The sequence below is a fragment of the Caulobacter sp. GW822-FHT07D08 genome (genome assembly GCF_058798735.1).
Genome location: NZ_JBXAKU010000006.1, coordinates 35383 through 51249, shown reverse-complemented (window position 1 = coordinate 51249; position 15867 = coordinate 35383). Strand labels below are relative to the sequence as shown.

Genomic DNA, 15867 nt, shown 5'->3' with positions numbered 1-15867 from the left:
AACGCGGACCTCTAGGCGGCGCGGAAGGTCAGGGCGACGCCGTTCATGCAGTAGCGCAGGCCGGTGGGCTTGGGACCGTCGTTGAACACGTGGCCCAGGTGACCGCCGCAGCGCCGGCAATGGATCTCCGTACCCCACATGATGCTGCCGCCGGCGCTCTTGGCCGTGGCGTTGGGCAGGGACTGCCAGAAGCTGGGCCAGCCGGTGCCGCTGTCGAACTTGGTCGTCGACGAAAACAGCGGCAGGTCGCAGCCGCGGCAGCTGTACGTGCCCTTCCTGTAGTTCTTGTCGAGCGGGCTGGTCCCGGCGCGCTCCGTGCGGGCGTGGCGCAGCACCTCGTAGGCGTCCGGCGGCAGCATACGCTTCCACTCGGCGTCGCTGCGGGTGACCTCGAACGTCTCGGCCCGGACGCCGAAGCCGGCCAGGCCGAAAGTGGCGAGGGCTCCGGTCGCCAGAAGGTGTCGTCGCGTCGTCATCGCAGATCTCCGTTTCGCCGCCCCGCGATCAGATACGTCGCGGCGAACGGAAAGGTTACGCGCCGCTCGCTGATTTCGCCGCGCCTCGCTTTAGCCGGGCTTGCCGTAGACCTTGGCCAGATAGGCCTGCGCCTGCTTGGCGTCGTCCTCGCTCAGCTCGGCGCCGTTGGCGCGCATGCGTTCGATGACGCTCGTCCACTCCTTCGCGGTGTGACGGGCTTCAGTGACCATGCCCAGCTCGTGGCACGACTGGCAGGTCTTGCTGACGATGGTCTTGCCGGGGTCCACGCTCGCGTTGGCGGAGGGCGCGCCGGCCGACGTGTCGGCGGGTGTCGACGCGCCGGCGGTCGCAAATCCGCACGCCAGGGCGGTTCCGATCAGGAGCGCGTTTTTCAGAGACTTGCTGAACATGGTCTAACGGGCCTTTGCGTGTTGGCCTGCGCGGGACGGGGCGCCGGATTCGACCTCCGCCACGCCCAAATTGCTCAGGCCAGCATAGGGCGATCGTGGCGCAAATCCATGGCATTCAATGAGACCCGATACGCGCCGCGAGCCCTTCCATAGCCAAAGCTCGGCGACCAGCAGGTTGGGAACCCAGGCCAGGAACGAGATCGCGCGATACCAGGGCGGGAACGGCAGCGAGCCTAGCAAGAGGCCGGCTGGTTTTAGGCCCGGCGGGCGGCGGCGCGGCGCTCCGAATTCAAGGCTCTTGACTAAAGTTTTTACGCAACACGTGGTCCATCGACCTTCCAAAGCAATTGTCGGCCGGCTCGGGGCTCTGTAAGCAAGCCCCTTGCTGGTCGTCCCTCTCGGGCGCCCCCGAGCGCGGTATGCCGCGCTCGATTCTTTGGAAGACGGCCTGTCTATCCGGTTCGGATGGTGATCCGAACCGGACAGGCCTTGTGGAAGGTTACGGATGCCGAGTCCCTTGATGGCGGCGCTTAAGGATGTGGGAGACGGCGTTCGTCTCGCACCCCTGTGGTGGCGGCTCGGCCTGGACCAGACGGCCTCGCGCTTTCAGCGGTCGATCCTGGGTCCGTTCTGGATGGCCTGCAACCTGCTGGTCGTCGCCTTCGCCCTGGCCTTCCTGGTCAGCGCCCTGATGGGCGTGGACATGTCGAAGAGCTATCCGCAGGTGGTGGCCGGCCTGCTGGCCTGGTCGCTGGTCGGTACGACCATCGCCGAGGCCCAGGCGATCTTCCTCTACAACGCCGGCCTGATGCAGAGCCAACGCCTGCCGCTGACCTTCTATGTCTTCCTGCACGCCCAGAAGGCGGCGACGAATTTCCTGTTCCAGGCGATCGCGTTCTGGGTGGTGATGCTGGTCATCGGTCGGTTCGCCATGCCGCACTGGACGCTGATCCCGGCCGTCGCCCTGATGCTGGTCATCGTCTGCCTGCAGGGCTTCATCATCGCCGTGCCGTCGACCCGCTTCCGCGACGTGGCCTACATGATGAGCTACGTCGTCCAGTTGCTGTTCTACGTGACGCCGGTATTCTGGATGACCGCCAATGTCAGCGCCAAGCACCGTTGGGTGGTCGAGCTGAACCCGCTGGCCCACCAGGTCGAGCTGCTGCGCGCGCCGCTGACCGGCCACGCGCCCGCCGCGGTCGACTGGTATTGGACGCTGGGAACCACCGGCGTCCTCTTCGTGGTCGCCTTCGCGCTGCTGGCCTTGTTCCGCAAGCGCGTGGTCTTCTGGCTGTAGGAGACGGCGATGACGCACCAGATCAAGCTGACGAACGTCGACCTCGACTATTTCGTCTACAGCCTGCGCTCGCAGTCGCTGCGCAGCGCCGTGTTCAACCTCGCGGTCGGCGGCAAGATGTACAAGGCCGCCGGCGACGTCGCCGCGGTCAAGGCGCTGAACGACATCAATCTCGAGATCAACGAGGGCGACCGCATCGCCCTGGTGGGCCACAACGGCTCGGGCAAGACGACCCTGCTCAAGGTCATCGCCGGCATCTATCACCCGACGCGCGGCGAGCTGTCGATCGACGGGGACATCACCTCGATGATCGCCATCAACGCCGGTCTCGACATGGAGGCGACCGGCCTTCGTAACATCCACAAGCTGGGTCTGATGCGCCGGTTGTCGCGCAAGGTGATCGACAGCCGCATCGACGCCATCGCCGAGTTCTCGGGGCTGGGCGACTTTCTGCATCTGCCGGTGCGCACCTATTCGGCCGGCATGCAGGCGCGCCTGATGTTCGCCGTGGCCACCGAGTTCGAGGCCGACATCCTGGTGCTGGACGAGTGGCTCAGCGCCGGCGACGCCGCCTTCGTTCAGAAGGCCGCCGACCGCATGCAGCGCATGGTCGAGGACGCCAAGATCGTCGTCCTGGCCACCCACGACCACGACCTGGTCCGCCGGGTCTGCAATCGGGTCTGCGAACTGCAGGCCGGCAAGATCGTCTTCCTCGGCTCGACCGAGGACTGGCTCGTCCACCGCGAGGCCAGCGCCGCATGACCGCTCGCGCCCTCGGCCCACGTCTTCTGGCTCACGAGGATCTTCGCGGCCTCGCGTCCGAGGTCTGGCTGGCGCGCCTGAAGCGCTCGGTCGTCGAGCGCGTCCAAGGCGGTCTGACCTATCCTGACTTCCCGTCGGCCGAGATCCAGCGCCAGTTCGTCGGCTCGGCCTATGAGGACGCGCTGGACGAGGCCGGCAAGTTCTACGCCTTCGCCCAGGAGGCCATGGCCGACCGCGCCTACAAGGGCTCGACGGGGCAAGGCTATCTGGACTTCGGCTGCGGCTGGGGCCGGATCGGCCGGTTCTTCCTGCGCGACTTCGACGCCAAGGACATGGTCGGGGTCGATATCGATCCGGACATGGTCGCCTTCTGCGCCGGGGCCGATCTGCCGGGCCGCTTCGAGACCATCGCCAACGGCCAGCCGCTGCCGTTCGCCGACGGCCAGTTCCGGCTGATCACGGCCTATTCGGTGTTCACCCACCTGCCGCCGCACCTGTTCCGCGCCTGGCTGGGCGAGCTGCTGCGCGTGCTGGCTCCCGGCGGCCAGTTGGTGTTCACGGTCGAGCCGCCGCGTTTCCTGGACATGGTCCAGGCCATCGCGCCCGACGCCGACAACGCCTGGATGGCGGCCCTGTCGGTCTACAAGGACCAACTGCCCAAGCTGCGCGCCGACCTCGCCAACGAAGGCATCGCCTATCTGGCGTCAGGCGGCGGCGACTATCGCGGGCCGGACGTCTATGGCGAGGCGGTGGTGACGACCAAGTTCGTGGCCAAGGAAGCCGCCCCGCACGGCGGCGAGGTGGTGCGCTACATCGACGACCCAGCCCAGTTCTGGCAGGCCGCGGTTGTGATCCGCAAACGTAACCCGAACGCGCGGCGGGGTTTCTTCGCGCGACTCACGGGCAAGGCATGAGCGCCCTGCCGGCAGGTCTAAAGCCCGGCCGCGACGTCACGGTCCAGGGCCTGGACGCCCAGGGGCGGACGATCCTGGCGGCGGCCGGCGGCGATCCGCAGATGGTCTGGACCCCGACCCGCGAGCAACGTTCGGGCCTGCGCGCGGCCAAGGCCGTGCGGATCGACCTGAAGCTGGAGGCCACCGACGGCCAGTTGGTCGGCCCGGCCCTCTATGCCGATTGGGGCGACGGCTTTTCCGAGGACTCCTACACGCGGCTGAAGGCCGGCCCGGACGGCTGGTTCGCCTCGCTGCCGGCGCGCAGCTTCCAGCTGATCGGCGTGCGCCTCGATCCCTCCGAGGGCGAATGCCGGTTCACCGTGTCCGACTTCAAGGTCACGCGCATCGGCGACCTGGGCAAGGATCCCCGCGGCCTGCGCGGGGCGGCGATCCAGGCGATCAAGCCGCTGCTGGGTCCGCTGCGCGGACCGGCCGGCGCGGCTTGGCGGCGCGGCCGAGCGCTGCTGCAAGGCTCGCGGGCCCCCCGTGTCGCCGGCGACGCCGGACCCGTGCAGGCGACCTATGCCCACGCGATCGCGGTTTCGAAGAACCTGCGCAGCCCGCACTTCGCGGCCCCGATCACCGCCCCGATCACCTTGCCGGCCGACGCGCCGAAGCTCATCGCTTTCTATCTGCCGCAGTTTCATCCGTTCCCGGAGAATGACCTCTGGTGGGGCAAGGGCTTCACCGAGTGGACCAACGTCTCCAAGGCCCAGCCGCAGTTCCTGGGCCACTACCAGCCGCGCCTGCCGGCCGATCTGGGCTTCTACGACCTGCGCCAGCGCGAGGTTCTGGCCCAGCAGATCGACCTGGCCAAGGGCGCCGGCGTCTCGGCCTTCTGCTTCCACTACTACTGGTTCGCCGGCAAACGCCTGCTGGAACGGCCGATCGAGCTCTATCTGGCCGATCCGACCCTGGATCTGCCCTTCGCCCTCTGCTGGGCCAACGAGAACTGGACCCGGCGCTGGGACGGCGACGAAAGCGACGTCCTGATGGGCCAGGACCACTCGCCCGAGGACGACCGCGCCGTGTTCGAGGACATGGCCCGCTACATCCGCGACCCGCGCTACCTGAAGGTCGGCGGCAAGCCGGTGCTGGTGCTGTATCGCCCGGAAATCCTGCCCGACAGCAAGGCCACCACCGACCGCTGGCGCGACCAGGCGCGGGCCATGGGACTGGGCGAACTGCACCTGCTCTGCACGACCGCGTTTGGCTTCCAGGACTATGCCTCGCATGGCTTCGACGGGATCATCGACTTCCCGCCGCACGCCATCGTCGAGGGCGAGATCACCCGGCAGGTCACGCCCCTGCACGCCAACTTCACCGGCAAGGTGTATGACTATCCGGTCGTCGCGCAGTCCAAGCTGGACGAGCTGGCGGCGGTTCCGGACGCCTTCGTGCCGGGTGTCATGCCGGGCTGGGACAACCAGGCGCGCAAGCCCTGGGCCGGCCACGCCTTCCACAACGCCGATCCGGAAAGCTACCTGACCTGGCTGTCGGGCGCGCTGAAGCATGCGGAGGCCAGGCATCCGCAAGGCCAGGCGATGGTGTTCGTCAACGCCTGGAACGAGTGGGGCGAGGGCGCCTATCTCGAGCCCGACCGCTGGTTCGGCCACGGCTATCTGCACGCCACCCGCACGGCGCTGGCCGCCTATGCGCCGCGCCTGACCGACGCCCATCCGCTGGTCGCCCAGGCGCAGGCCGGATTCGCCAAGCGGGCCGAGGCGGTGACCCTGCTGCACCTGTTCTATCCGGAACTGATCGACTGGTTCGCCCAGCGTCTGACCGCCACGGTCGATGTGCTGGACCTGATGATCACCGTGCCGGAGACCTGGGACGAAGCCGACCTGGCCCGCGTTCGCAAGGCGTTCCCGGCCGCGCACCTGGCCATCGCCGAGAACCGCGGTCGCGACATCCGGCCGTTCGTCGAGACGCTGCGCCGCGCCAAGGTCCTGGGCTATTCGGTGTTCTGCAAGCTGCACTCCAAGCGCTCGCCGCATCGGGCCAAGGGCGACCAGTGGCGGGCCGAGCTGGTCGACGGTCTGCTGGGCGGCGAGGCGGCGGCCTTGGCGCTGCGCGCCTTCGCCCTGGACCCGCAACTGGGCCTGCTGGCGTCGTCGGAGGCGCGGATGCGGATCGGCGATCCGGACGTGATGGACAATAACCGCGCGACCGTCGAACGCTTGGCCGCCCGCATGGGCCTGAAGCCCCGACCCGAGACGCCGTTCGCGGCGGGCTCGATGTTCTGGGGACGGACGGAGGCCTTCGCACCGCTGTCCGACCTGACCGACGCCGAGATCGGCTTCGAGCCGGAGCTGGGGCGCGTGGACGGCACCACGGCGCACGCGATCGAGCGCCTGACCGCCGCTATCGTCGCCCGCGCCGGCTATCGCGCGAGCTTCGAACTGTGAGCCCGATCAAGCGTCTGGTCCGCCGGGTCGGCCGCAAGCTGAAGGCCCTGGTTCCTGAACCGCCGCCGCCGCCAGGCCTGCTGCTGACCACGGTCGAGGAGGGCGAGGCCCTGTCGCGTGTCGCCGATCCCCTGAACGGACGACCCGGAACGATCGGCGCGGCGGGCGATGGCTTCGACCTGGCGCGGGTCGAGACCGCGTGGTGCGCGCCGGCCTTCGGCGTGGTGCTCGACGAGGCCGGACGCGTTTTCGCCGGCACGGCCCGCGAGGCGCGTCGATTGACCCCGACTCTGGACCGCATCCCAAGCGCCCGGCGCGAGGACGGCGAGACGCGGCTGGTCCCACCGGACGACGTCCAGAGTCTGTCCGCCGCCACGGTTTTCATGGGGTGGGGCGCGGCCCATAACTACGCCCAGTTTCTGCTGAGCGCGCTGCCGACCCTGCTGGCGGCCGAGCGCGCGGGCGCCTTGGCGCGTTTCCCGGCCATCGCCCCGCCGCTGTCGCCCTGGCACACCGATCTTCTGACCCTCGCCGACGCCCCTTCACCGACCGTGGTCGACGCGCCGCTGGTCAAGCTGAGCGAGGCCGTGTTCCTGACACCGACCGCGCCGCGTCCTGGGCTGGACGCCGTCCGCTCCCGGATTCTGGCCCAGGTCGCGCCGGCCGCCGACGCGCGCCGGATCTATGTCAGCCGCCAGGGCTCCCTGAAGGCGCCGCACGAGACCGAGGCCTGGCTGGAAGAGGGCCTGGCCGCGCGCGGCTTTACGATCGTCCGGCCCGAGACGGCTTCAGTCCGCGAGCTGGTCGCCCTGTTCCGCGGGGCGGAGGTCATCGTCGCTGCGTCGGGCACGATCCTGGCCAATGTCCTGTTCTGCGCGCCTGGCTCCAAGGTCATCGAGATCCAGCCCACCCCGCCGGCCGAGCCCTGGGCTCGCGACCTGGCCGTTCAGGTCGGCGCCGTGTGGCATGGCTTCGTGTCCGGGACAGGGATCATCCCGCCCGAAATCCCGCTGGAGCCACGCCTGCGCCCGGCCTCGGCCTATGGCTGGCGGCTGGACGTGACCGCCTTCCTGGCCTTCCTCGACGGGCTGATCTAGGACTCCAGGGTGGCCTCTTCGATCGATCTTTCCGGCGGCGAGCAGGTTCCCCTGGCCCAGGCCCTGCACGGCCCCGACCGGGTGGCGCGCACGCTGCTGATGCGGGGCGGCGCGCCGATCCCGCCGCGTCCGATGCTGTGGCCCTGCGCCGGCGACATGCTGAATGGCCTGCACGCGCTGGGCGACCTGGTCTCGCCCGATGTCGACCTGTTGATCGCCAAGCGCGTCGTGGCCGGCGGCACCGGCGCCCACCTGAAGCTGGACGGCCAGCTGATCTACTCGGAGGGCGCGTACCCCTACTACATCAAGCACTGGTACGATCACGACATCACGCGGCCGGCCTGGGACTTCGACGCGCCTGTGCGGATCAGGCTGGACCGGGCCTTCGTGATCACACACTTCAACTTCGTCTGGGGGCACTGGCTGACCGAGATGTATCCGAAGCTGTTCGTGATCCGGGCGCTGAACGCCGCCGGTATCGCCGCGCCTCTGGTGCTGCCACGCACCGCGCCGGGCTATGTCTTCAAGATCATCCGGATGATGCTGCCGGCGCAGGAGATCGTCACCTACGACCATCGCGACGAGGCGGTCGAGATCGGCGCGGCGCTTCTGCCGCACATGCTGCATCACAATTACAGCTTCCACGACTTTCTGCGCTGGAGCCTGGAGCGCGAGGCGCTGGCCTGGCCGCGCGGGACCGGCGACGACATGATCTTCGTCAGCCGGGGCGGGGTGCGCACCGACCAGTCTTTCCGCGAACTGGCCAACGAGGCCGAGATCGAAGACATCGCCCAGGCGCTGGGCCTCGTCCTGCTGCGCCCCGAGACCCGGAGCTGGGCCGAACAGGCGCGCATCTTCTCGCGGGCGAGGGTGGTGGCCGGCGAGTTCGGTTCGGGCCTGCACAACGCCCTGCTGTCGCCGGAGGGCTGCCAGGTGGTGTCGATGAACTGGCTGGTCGAGGTGCAGTCGCGGATCGCCAACTTCCGCCGCCACGACGTCGGCTACATCCTGCCCGCCGACGGCGAGGCGCGCCTCTACACGATCGCGCCGCAGGAGAACCAGCCGTTCACAATCGACCCCGACGAGTTCCGCCGCAAGTTGAGCATCGCGGTCGAGCGGGCCGAGGCCCGCAAGGCCATGGCCGGCTGGGATGACGGCCCGCCGCCCGGCGAGACGGAGTTCCTGCTGTGAAGGCGCTGATCCTCGCCGCCTTGCTGGCCGCCGCGCCCGCCGTGGCGACCGAGCGCGTGTCGCTGCTCAAGGCCTGCGAGATCCCGAAGGGGTTCGAATTCCAGGGCGGCGGCTATGGCGGCGTCTCGGGTGTCGACTATGATCCGCGCACCAAGCTCTGGGCCTTCATCAGCGACGATAAGTCCGAGCACGGGCCGTCGCATTTCTTCCTGGGCCGGCTCGACGTACGGCCGGGGAAGGATTGCGGGCCGGCGCTGACGGCGATGGTTCCGCTGCGCCGCGAGGACGGCGAGACCTTCCCCGACCGCAAGGCCGGGACGGAGGCGGCGGACGGCGAGGCGATCCGCTTCGATCCGCTGGGCGCCGACTTGGTCTGGTCGACCGAGGGCGACTTCGATCACGGCTATCCGCCGGCCATCCGGCGGATGAAGGTCGACGGGACGCCGGTCGAGCGGTGGGCGGCGCCGGACGCCCTGACCTTCCACGACGGCGGCAAGACCGGCGCGCGCAAGAACGCCACCACCGAGGGGATCAGCTGGTCCGCTGACGGACGATCCTTGTGGATGTCGATGGAGGGGCCGCTGGTTCAGGACGGCCCGATTCCGTCGGTGGCCGAGGGAGGGTTGACCCGGCTGAGCCGCCTGGACCGGTCGGGCAAGCTCGTCGCCCAGTACGCCTATCGCATCGATCCGGTGCAGGTCGCCTCCCCGGTCGGCGTCGGCGACAACGGGATCAGCGAGATCCTGACCCTCGACGATCACCGCCTGCTGGTGCTGGAGCGCTCGGGGATCAAGCATGCCGACGGTCACTACAGTTACCACGTCCGTCTCTACCTCGCCGATGTGGGCGGGGCGCGGGACGTCTCGAAGGTGGACAGCCTGTTGGCGACGCCGGTCCGGCCGGTGGAGAAGCGGCTGCTGCTGAACTTCGACCGGCTCGGGATCCAGATCGACAATCTGGAGGCCATGGCGTGGGGGCCACGCCAGGCGGACGGGGCTCGGACCCTCGTCCTGGCCTCGGACGACAACTACGACGCCAGGCAGATCAATCAGATCCTGGTGCTGCGGTTCACGCGGTAGGACGGGGCGGCCTCTCGACCGCCACAAGAGCGGCCGCCGAGCGACCGCCTAGTTCGCCCGGAACTTGCGGACGGCCTGGCGCAGGGCGCCGACATTGATCGGCTTGGCCAGCACCTCGACGCCCTCGAAGCCCTTGCGCGGCAGGTCGCCATAGCCGGTGGCGAACACGAACGGCACGCCTTGCTCGCGCAACGCCTCGGCGACGGGAAAGACCATCTCGCCGCCGATGTTGACGTCCAGCACCGCGCCGTCGGGTTGCGGCTGGCCACTGCCCAGAAAGGCCAGGGCGTCGTGCACCGCGCCGAACGAGCCGGCGATCTCGTAGCCCAGGTCGCCGAGCATGTCCTCGACCATCATGGCCACCAGGGCCTCGTCCTCGACGATCATCACCTTGGAGGGTTTCATGCGGCCAGGCTCACCCGCTCCGACAAGGGCGCGCGTAGCGTGTAGACGAAGCCCGACGTGGCGAAGTCGACGGTGGCCGCGCCGCCCAGATCGCGGGCCAGACCGCGTTGGATCATCTGCGAGCCGAAGCCGCGGCGTTCGGGTAGGCCGGCCACCGGCGGACCGCCGACCTCGCGCCAGGTCAGGGTGAGCATCGGCGGCGCGGCGGCCTCGTCGACCAACCAGCGGATCACCACCCGACCTTCGGATGTCGACAGAGCGCCATACTTCGCCGCGTTCACGGCCAGCTCGTGCAGGGTCATGTGGACGGAGACCGAGGTCTCGGCGCTGAAGGTGATGGCCGGGCCGACGATTTCGAAGCGCTCGGCCCGGTCGACCCTGAACGGGGCCAGGGCCTTGTCCAGGATCTCGTGCATCTGGGCGCGGCCCCAGGCGCGGCGGGTCAGCAGCTCATGGGCCTGGGACAGCGCCAGGAGGCGGTCCTCGAACACCTCGGCGAAGGCTTCGGGCGAGGGGGTGGCGCGGAGGGTCTGACGGGAGATCGACTGAACGATGGCCAGGGTGTTCTTCACCCGGTGATCCAGTTCCTGCAGCAGGAACGTGCCATGGTGGCGGGCGTCGACCAGGCTGTCGTGCAGCCGGCCGCTTTCCAGGGCCGAGGCGGTGGCGCGGGCGATGACCTGCAGCTTCTGCACGGTCTCCGGCGAGGGCGTATGCGATTCGGCCCAGTAGGCGCCGATCGCGGCCACGGGCTCCTCCATCCGCACCGGCGTCATCACCAGGCTTTTGACGAAGGTCGGCCGGTAGGCGTCGTGCGGGACGCGGTCGTCCAGATAGATGTCGGGGATCACCACCGTCTGGCGGTTAAGCATCGCCCAGCCGGAGATGCAGGCGGTCAGGGGAAAGCGCTTGCCCTTCCACAGCGGGCCGATCGCATCCTCGTCGAAGTACCAGCACTGCTCGTTGTCACGCAGGACGAAGGCCACGCCGTCGGCGCCCGAGATGCGTCGGGCCGCCTTGCGAACGACGTCCGCCACCTCGGCGAGCGTGCGCGTCGCCGACAGGGCTTCGATCGTTTCGATGAGCGTCATCAGGCCCGTATCGGGCGCCGCAACCTCGTCTCGGAGCGCTAAGTCCAGCATGTCTCCAGCGTTGCACGTTGATTGTGGTTGAAACCCTAACATGCGGACGGCGCCGGACAAGCCGAGCCGCTAGTCGGCGATGCGCGCGATCGCACATGCGTGTGGGTCGAGCCCGCATTCAAAGGCCTTCGGAGTGAGGGCGAACGGGGCGGGGACCTTTGCAGAATGCTTATGCGGCAAGGCTTTGGCGAGTATTTGCGCTCTGCGGGCGCGGGGGGGAAGCGGGGCGAGAGCGGCCCGGAACGACCGATTTCACCCCGCATGTCGCGCGTCAAACAGCCGCGGCGGACAGCGATCGTTTCACGACGGCGTCGTGGAGGCGACCCTGGAGGCCTCCGCGCCCGAAACGCGTCGCCACGCGGGCGTCGAGCAGCATACCCCCGTGGGTCTTCGTCAGGACGCGGCTGTCCAGCGCATCTCGCGATAGACGCCGTCGTCCGCGATCGTCTTGAAGCCCAGGCGGTCATAGAGCGCCGCGGCCCGCGCATTGTCGCACGCCACCTGCAGCGCGAGCGGCGCCCCGGCCGCGCGGGCCTCGTCCATCAGCGCGCCGATCAGGATCGAGCCCAGGCCCTTGCTCCGCCAGGCCGGCGCCAGGGCGATATCGACGAGACGCACACGGTCGCTCGTCCGGTCACTGAGCAGGCGTCCGACGGATACGCCATCCACCTCGATGATCTCGCGGCGCGCGGCGGGATACTGGGCGGCGTAGCTGGCGCTCTGGGCCAGGAACTGCTGGCGCATCAGCGTGTCCAGCATGGGGGCGGGCAGGTTCAACGGCGCGAAGTGCCGGGCGCGGGCGGCGATGAACAGGTTCAGCAGCAGCGTCTGATCGGACGCGGCTTCGGCGCGACGGACGGGCGGCGCTGCTTTGCCTTCCAGGTGGTTAGACGTCATAGTTGAGTCTCAAAAAAGCAGAGCCCGTAACGAGCGCCCATTCGATGTCAGATGCTTTCGTCGTTCTCACCGCCGACCATTTCTCACCGCACGTCGGCGCGCTTTTCCAGTTGGGAGACACCGAGCTGTCGCTGACCCTGGTCGAGGTTGATGTCCAGGACGCGCCAGCCGGCGAGCGCGCGCCCTTCACCCTGGTTTTCCGGGGCCCCAAGTCGCCCTGGGCGCCGGAGAACATGTGGATGCTGAAGGGACCGGACGGCACGGCGCACGAACTCTATATCGCGCCGATCCACACCCCGGAGCCCGGCTGTCAGAACTATCAGGCCGTGTTCAACTGAGCCGTCTTCAGACGAGATCGTCCGCGCTCCTCCTTGGGAGGAAGAGCGCGGATCCCCTTGTTGTCGAGATCAGTTGCGCGACGGGAAGATGCCGTTGAGCGCGATACAGACGGTCAGCGTCAGGAAGGGCTGGCGGTTCTCGTGCGGTTGCGAGCCGCCTTGGAGACTCAGCGTGCGCGGGTCCATGGGCGTCAGGCTCGCGGTGTTGGCGCTATAGGGCAGGAAGGGCGGGGTCGAACCGGAGCTGGCCTTGCCCGCGGCGTTGCCGAGGATCGTATTGTTCGTCGGCAGAGAAGCGTTGCTGGTCCCGGCGACGCTGGTGTTGGCGTTGAGGACGTGGAGATGCTGCGGCATCTCGTTGCTGATCAGCGTGTGCGTGAACTCGCCGAGCACCGCGCCCAGAACCAGGCTCTCGCTCGTGTGGAGGGGGGTGCGGGCGCGCAGGTCGGGAAGGGCGAAGTTGTTGACGCCGTTGCCCCCGTAAGTCGTTCCCAGAAGCGAAAATAGCGCCTGGTTCTGCTGGATGGACAGCAACTGACCGTTGCACAGCGCCCAGTTCTTGGGCGCGAAGTTGAAACTCATGATGCGAATTTCGCCCATGTAGTAGTCGCTCATGGCGATGCGCTCCGAAAGTTTGAGGGCGGCTAGTTGCGCGCCGGGAAGACGCCACGCAGCGCGATGCAGTAGTTCAGCACCAGCGAAGGCATCATGTTGTTGTGGGGCAGGTTTCCGCCGGCGACGCCGATCGACTGCGGCGGCATCTGCACGTCGGGCGCGCCGGTGCTGTACATCAGGCCCTGACTGTTGGTCTGGAAGTTGCCCGAAAAAGCGCGCGCCAGCTGGTTGTTGGTCGGCGTCAGCGTCGTGCCGTTGGTGCTGGAGACCGACAGGCCGTGCGTGTGCAGCGGCATTTCGCTCTGCAACAGGGTCACGTTTTCCGACCCGCCGGTCTGGCCAAGGTCGTAGATGCTGAGCCCCGGGCCCGGCTGGTTGCGACCGGTATGGAGCGCCGCCAGGCCCATCAGGTTGGGCAGCGCGAAGTTGCTGGTGCCGTTGCCGCCATAGGTCGTGCCCAGCAATGAGAAGAGCGCGGTATTCTGCTGGATCGGCAACAGCTGACCGTTGCAGAGCGCCCAGTTTGTCGGCGCGAAATTGAAGGCGAAGATGCGGATCTCCGCGACGAACTGATCGGACATGAAGATTTCCTCGAGCTGGCGCGGTCAGTTCTGCGACGGATAGATGCCGTACAGCGAGATGATGAAGTTCACCGCCAGGTACGGTTGCATGTTCTCGTGCGGCTGGGAGCCGCCGCTGGAAAGCGTGCTGGCGCCGGAGGTGACGACCTGGGTCCCGCCGTAAGTCCCATAGGGATAAAGGGTGCTTCCGCCGGGGCCGCCCGCCGCGAGCATCGTGCTGGCCGTGGGCGCGCCCGTATCGCCCGTGGCCGTGGTGGCCGTGACCGGGTGCGTGTGCTGCGGAATCTGGCTGGTCGTCAGGGTGACGGTTTCCACGCCGCCCTGCTGGCCGATGACGTAGGTGTTGCCCTGCGACGCGCCCCAGTGGGTCACGACCCGTCCGCGCAGATCGGGAATGCCGAACGTGTTCTGGCCGTCGCCGCCGTACGTCGTGCCGATCAGGTTGTAGAGCGTGTCGTTCTCGGCGATCGACATCAGCTGCCCATCGCAGAAGGCCCAGCCGACCGGAGGAAAGTTGCCTCCGAACATGCGGATTTCGCCAATATAAGGCTGACTCAAGACGGGCCTCCTCCAGGATCCAGCGAACGCTGATTTTTTGTCAGGATAGGGGCTTCGCGCAGATAGTACAGAAAAAGAGATCGCCCTATGGGCGCATTTCCTTGGCGCGGCGGCGATCAGGGCGCGGCGGCTCCCGGAGACGCGGCCTCGCCGTGCAGAACCTGCCTGAGACGCTCCCGATCCAGGGCGCCCTCCCACCGCGCGACGACCAGGGTCGCCACCCCGTTGCCGACCAGATTGGTCAGGGCCCGGCACTCGCTCATGAAGCGGTCGACGCCGACCAGCACGGCCAGCGCCGCGATCGGGATGTCGGGCACGACCGCCAGGGTCGCGGCCAGGGTGATGAAGCCCGCGCCCGTGACGCCGCTGGCGCCCTTCGAGGTCAGCATGGCCACGCCCAGCAGGGCCAGCTCCTGGCCCAGGCCGATGTGGGTGTTGGTCGCCTGGGCCAGGAACAGGGTGGCCAGGGTCATGTAGATGTTGGTGCCGTCCAGATTGAAGCTGTAGCCCGTCGGGATCACCAGGCCGACCACCGAACGGCGCGCGCCGGCGTTCTCCAGCTTCATCATCATCTGCGGCAGCACAGACTCCGACGAGCTGGTGCCCAGCACGATCAGCAGCTCCTCGCGGATATAGGCCAGGAACCGCAGGATCGAGAAGCCGCAGGCCCAGGCGATCAGGCCCAGCACCACCAGCACGAACAGCAGCGAGGTGACGTAGAAGGTCGCCACCAGCGCCCCCAGCTGGATCAGTGCGCCGATCCCGTACTTGCCGATCGTGAAGCCCATGGCCCCGAACGCGCCCAGCGGCGCCAGGCGCACCACCACCTGGATCACGCCGAAGAACAGTTTGGCCGCGTCCTCCAGCACATTGGCCACCTTGTCGCCGAAGTCGCCCAGCCGCGTGCAGGCGAAGCCCGTCAGGATGGCGATCAGCAGCACCTGCAGCAGATTGCCCTCGGAGAAGGCCCCGAAGAAGGTGTCGGGGATCAGGTGCAGCAGATAGGCGACCAGGCCCTCGCCGTGCTTGGCCTTCTCAAGGTAGCCGGCGGCGATCGACGGATCGAGCGTCTTGGGATCGATGTTGAAGCCGGCGCCCGGCTTCAGGGTGCGCCCGACCAGCAGGCCCAACACCAGAGCCAGGGTCGAGACGACCTCGAAATAGAGCAGGGCTTTGACGCCGACCCGGCCGAACGCCTTGATGTCCCCCATCCGGGCGATGCCGCCGGCCACGGTGCAGAAGATCACCGGAGCGATGACCAGCTTGATCAGCTTGATGAAGCCGTCGCCCAGCGGTTTGACCGCCACCCCGATCTTCGGCCACAGCGCGCCGACCAGTATGCCCAAGGCGATGGCGATCAGGACCTGGACATAGATCGATTTCAGATGTCGCACCGCGTTCGTCCCCCGGGAGCTCCGCCCAAGCCATTCGGACGGGCTTCGCACGCCCGCCATCTTGCGCTATTGACCCTGCGCCTCGCACGCGAAGGCCCAGTAGCTCAGCAGGATAGAGCAGCGCTTTCCTAAAGCGAAGGTCGGGGGTTCGAGTCCCTCCTGGGCCGCCAGGGCTGTAGGGACCACCTAACACGGGCAACTTGACAACCTAACGCTGGCGACAATGCGAAGCGTTCTTAGGGGGCGGCTCGTGACAGCGG

17 protein-coding genes and 1 tRNA gene are annotated in these 15867 nt (G+C 68.0%); 9 read left to right on the top strand and 9 right to left on the bottom strand.

Going from position 1 to position 15867, the window contains the following annotated elements:
• Nucleotides 1–11: 11 nt before the first annotated feature.
• Together msrB and AC1RJ9_RS12840 are read right to left on the bottom strand one after the other, a co-directional pair.
• Nucleotides 12–476, bottom strand: a complete 465-nt coding sequence (gene msrB, locus AC1RJ9_RS12845) for a peptide-methionine (R)-S-oxide reductase MsrB (protein WP_492837276.1) — start codon at nucleotides 474–476, stop codon at nucleotides 12–14.
• Between the two features lie 90 nt (nucleotides 477–566).
• Complete coding sequence (locus AC1RJ9_RS12840) at nucleotides 567–887, bottom strand: c-type cytochrome (protein WP_492837275.1); 321 nt, start codon at nucleotides 885–887, stop codon at nucleotides 567–569.
• A gap of 505 nt (nucleotides 888–1392) precedes the next feature.
• On the opposite strand from AC1RJ9_RS12840, the gene AC1RJ9_RS12835 reads away from it, so the two are divergent.
• The 7 genes from AC1RJ9_RS12835 to AC1RJ9_RS12805 are packed head-to-tail and all read left to right on the top strand — an operon-like array spanning nucleotide 1393 to nucleotide 9677.
• Nucleotides 1393–2184, top strand: coding sequence for an ABC transporter permease (locus tag AC1RJ9_RS12835; RefSeq protein WP_492837274.1), 792 nt, complete (start codon nucleotides 1393–1395; stop codon nucleotides 2182–2184).
• A 9-nt stretch (nucleotides 2185–2193) separates the two neighbouring features.
• Complete coding sequence (locus AC1RJ9_RS12830; RefSeq protein ID WP_492837273.1) at nucleotides 2194–2946, top strand: ABC transporter ATP-binding protein; 753 nt, start codon at nucleotides 2194–2196, stop codon at nucleotides 2944–2946.
• The gene (locus tag AC1RJ9_RS12825) at nucleotides 2943–3860 is read left to right on the top strand and encodes a class I SAM-dependent methyltransferase (protein ID WP_492837271.1); all 918 of its coding nucleotides are present in this window, start codon (nucleotides 2943–2945) and stop codon (nucleotides 3858–3860) included. Before AC1RJ9_RS12830 ends, AC1RJ9_RS12825 begins: the two co-directional genes overlap by 4 nt.
• Nucleotides 3857–6310 carry a glycoside hydrolase family 99-like domain-containing protein gene (locus tag AC1RJ9_RS12820; RefSeq protein ID WP_492837270.1) on the top strand — a complete coding sequence of 818 codons (2454 nt, stop codon included), beginning with the start codon at nucleotides 3857–3859 and terminating at the stop codon, nucleotides 6308–6310. Before AC1RJ9_RS12825 ends, AC1RJ9_RS12820 begins: the two co-directional genes overlap by 4 nt.
• Entirely contained in the window at nucleotides 6307–7407 is a 1101-nt protein-coding gene (locus AC1RJ9_RS12815) for a glycosyltransferase family 61 protein (protein ID WP_492837269.1), read from the top strand. Before AC1RJ9_RS12820 ends, AC1RJ9_RS12815 begins: the two co-directional genes overlap by 4 nt.
• A gap of 9 nt (nucleotides 7408–7416) precedes the next feature.
• Nucleotides 7417–8598: a glycosyltransferase family 61 protein gene (locus AC1RJ9_RS12810; RefSeq protein ID WP_492837268.1), complete on the top strand. Its 1182-nt coding sequence runs from the start codon at nucleotides 7417–7419 to the stop codon at nucleotides 8596–8598.
• The gene (locus AC1RJ9_RS12805) at nucleotides 8595–9677 is read left to right on the top strand and encodes an esterase-like activity of phytase family protein (protein WP_492837267.1); all 1083 of its coding nucleotides are present in this window, start codon (nucleotides 8595–8597) and stop codon (nucleotides 9675–9677) included. The genes AC1RJ9_RS12810 and AC1RJ9_RS12805 overlap by 4 nt, the downstream gene beginning before the upstream one ends.
• A gap of 48 nt (nucleotides 9678–9725) precedes the next feature.
• On the opposite strand, the gene AC1RJ9_RS12800 is transcribed toward AC1RJ9_RS12805, so the two are convergent.
• The 3 genes from AC1RJ9_RS12800 to AC1RJ9_RS12790 all read right to left on the bottom strand — a co-directional run bounded on the left by AC1RJ9_RS12800 (nucleotide 9726) and on the right by AC1RJ9_RS12790 (nucleotide 12121).
• The gene (locus tag AC1RJ9_RS12800; RefSeq protein ID WP_492837265.1) at nucleotides 9726–10082 is read right to left on the bottom strand and encodes a response regulator; all 357 of its coding nucleotides are present in this window, start codon (nucleotides 10080–10082) and stop codon (nucleotides 9726–9728) included.
• Nucleotides 10079–11173, bottom strand: a complete 1095-nt coding sequence (locus AC1RJ9_RS12795) for a sensor histidine kinase (protein ID WP_492837264.1) — start codon at nucleotides 11171–11173, stop codon at nucleotides 10079–10081. The genes AC1RJ9_RS12800 and AC1RJ9_RS12795 overlap by 4 nt, the downstream gene beginning before the upstream one ends.
• A gap of 444 nt (nucleotides 11174–11617) precedes the next feature.
• On the bottom strand, nucleotides 11618–12121 hold the full coding sequence (locus tag AC1RJ9_RS12790) for a GNAT family N-acetyltransferase (RefSeq protein ID WP_492837263.1): 504 nt from the start codon (nucleotides 12119–12121) through the stop codon (nucleotides 11618–11620).
• A 44-nt stretch (nucleotides 12122–12165) separates the two neighbouring features.
• On the opposite strand from AC1RJ9_RS12790, the gene AC1RJ9_RS12785 reads away from it, so the two are divergent.
• Nucleotides 12166–12459, top strand: a complete 294-nt coding sequence (locus tag AC1RJ9_RS12785; protein ID WP_492837262.1) for a DUF6916 family protein — start codon at nucleotides 12166–12168, stop codon at nucleotides 12457–12459.
• Nucleotides 12460–12528: 69 nt separating this feature from the next.
• Here AC1RJ9_RS12785 and AC1RJ9_RS12780 read toward each other — a convergent pair whose 3' ends face one another.
• The 4 genes from AC1RJ9_RS12780 to AC1RJ9_RS12765 form a co-directional block, all read right to left on the bottom strand.
• Nucleotides 12529–13074 (bottom strand): phage tail protein, encoded by a 546-nt coding sequence (locus AC1RJ9_RS12780; RefSeq protein ID WP_492837261.1) that lies wholly within the window; start codon nucleotides 13072–13074, stop codon nucleotides 12529–12531.
• A gap of 29 nt (nucleotides 13075–13103) precedes the next feature.
• Nucleotides 13104–13655: a phage tail protein gene (locus AC1RJ9_RS12775; RefSeq protein WP_492837260.1), complete on the bottom strand. Its 552-nt coding sequence runs from the start codon at nucleotides 13653–13655 to the stop codon at nucleotides 13104–13106.
• A gap of 24 nt (nucleotides 13656–13679) precedes the next feature.
• The gene (locus AC1RJ9_RS12770) at nucleotides 13680–14213 is read right to left on the bottom strand and encodes a phage tail protein (RefSeq protein ID WP_492837259.1); all 534 of its coding nucleotides are present in this window, start codon (nucleotides 14211–14213) and stop codon (nucleotides 13680–13682) included.
• 116 nt (nucleotides 14214–14329) lie between these two features.
• Nucleotides 14330–15598 (bottom strand): dicarboxylate/amino acid:cation symporter, encoded by a 1269-nt coding sequence (locus AC1RJ9_RS12765; protein ID WP_492837567.1) that lies wholly within the window; start codon nucleotides 15596–15598, stop codon nucleotides 14330–14332.
• Between the two features lie 102 nt (nucleotides 15599–15700).
• On the opposite strand from AC1RJ9_RS12765, the gene AC1RJ9_RS12760 reads away from it, so the two are divergent.
• A tRNA-Arg gene (locus tag AC1RJ9_RS12760) sits at nucleotides 15701–15777 on the top strand.
• The last annotated feature ends 90 nt before the right edge of the window (nucleotides 15778–15867 follow it).

What these genes read in the sequence shown, in the direction of transcription:
- msrB (WP_492837276.1), bottom strand. Translation starts at nt 476, where the DNA reads ATGACGACGCGACGACACCTTCTGGCGACCGGAGCCCTCGCCACTTTC.
- AC1RJ9_RS12840 (WP_492837275.1), bottom strand. Translation starts at nt 887, where the DNA reads ATGTTCAGCAAGTCTCTGAAAAACGCGCTCCTGATCGGAACCGCCCTG.
- AC1RJ9_RS12835 (WP_492837274.1), top strand. Translation starts at nt 1,393, where the DNA reads ATGCCGAGTCCCTTGATGGCGGCGCTTAAGGATGTGGGAGACGGCGTT.
- AC1RJ9_RS12830 (WP_492837273.1), top strand. Translation starts at nt 2,194, where the DNA reads ATGACGCACCAGATCAAGCTGACGAACGTCGACCTCGACTATTTCGTC.
- AC1RJ9_RS12825 (WP_492837271.1), top strand. Translation starts at nt 2,943, where the DNA reads ATGACCGCTCGCGCCCTCGGCCCACGTCTTCTGGCTCACGAGGATCTT.
- AC1RJ9_RS12820 (WP_492837270.1), top strand. Translation starts at nt 3,857, where the DNA reads ATGAGCGCCCTGCCGGCAGGTCTAAAGCCCGGCCGCGACGTCACGGTC.
- AC1RJ9_RS12800 (WP_492837265.1), bottom strand. Translation starts at nt 10,082, where the DNA reads ATGAAACCCTCCAAGGTGATGATCGTCGAGGACGAGGCCCTGGTGGCC.
- AC1RJ9_RS12795 (WP_492837264.1), bottom strand. Translation starts at nt 11,173, where the DNA reads ATGACGCTCATCGAAACGATCGAAGCCCTGTCGGCGACGCGCACGCTC.
- AC1RJ9_RS12790 (WP_492837263.1), bottom strand. Translation starts at nt 12,121, where the DNA reads ATGACGTCTAACCACCTGGAAGGCAAAGCAGCGCCGCCCGTCCGTCGC.
- AC1RJ9_RS12785 (WP_492837262.1), top strand. Translation starts at nt 12,166, where the DNA reads ATGTCAGATGCTTTCGTCGTTCTCACCGCCGACCATTTCTCACCGCAC.
- AC1RJ9_RS12780 (WP_492837261.1), bottom strand. Translation starts at nt 13,074, where the DNA reads ATGAGCGACTACTACATGGGCGAAATTCGCATCATGAGTTTCAACTTC.
- AC1RJ9_RS12775 (WP_492837260.1), bottom strand. Translation starts at nt 13,655, where the DNA reads ATGTCCGATCAGTTCGTCGCGGAGATCCGCATCTTCGCCTTCAATTTC.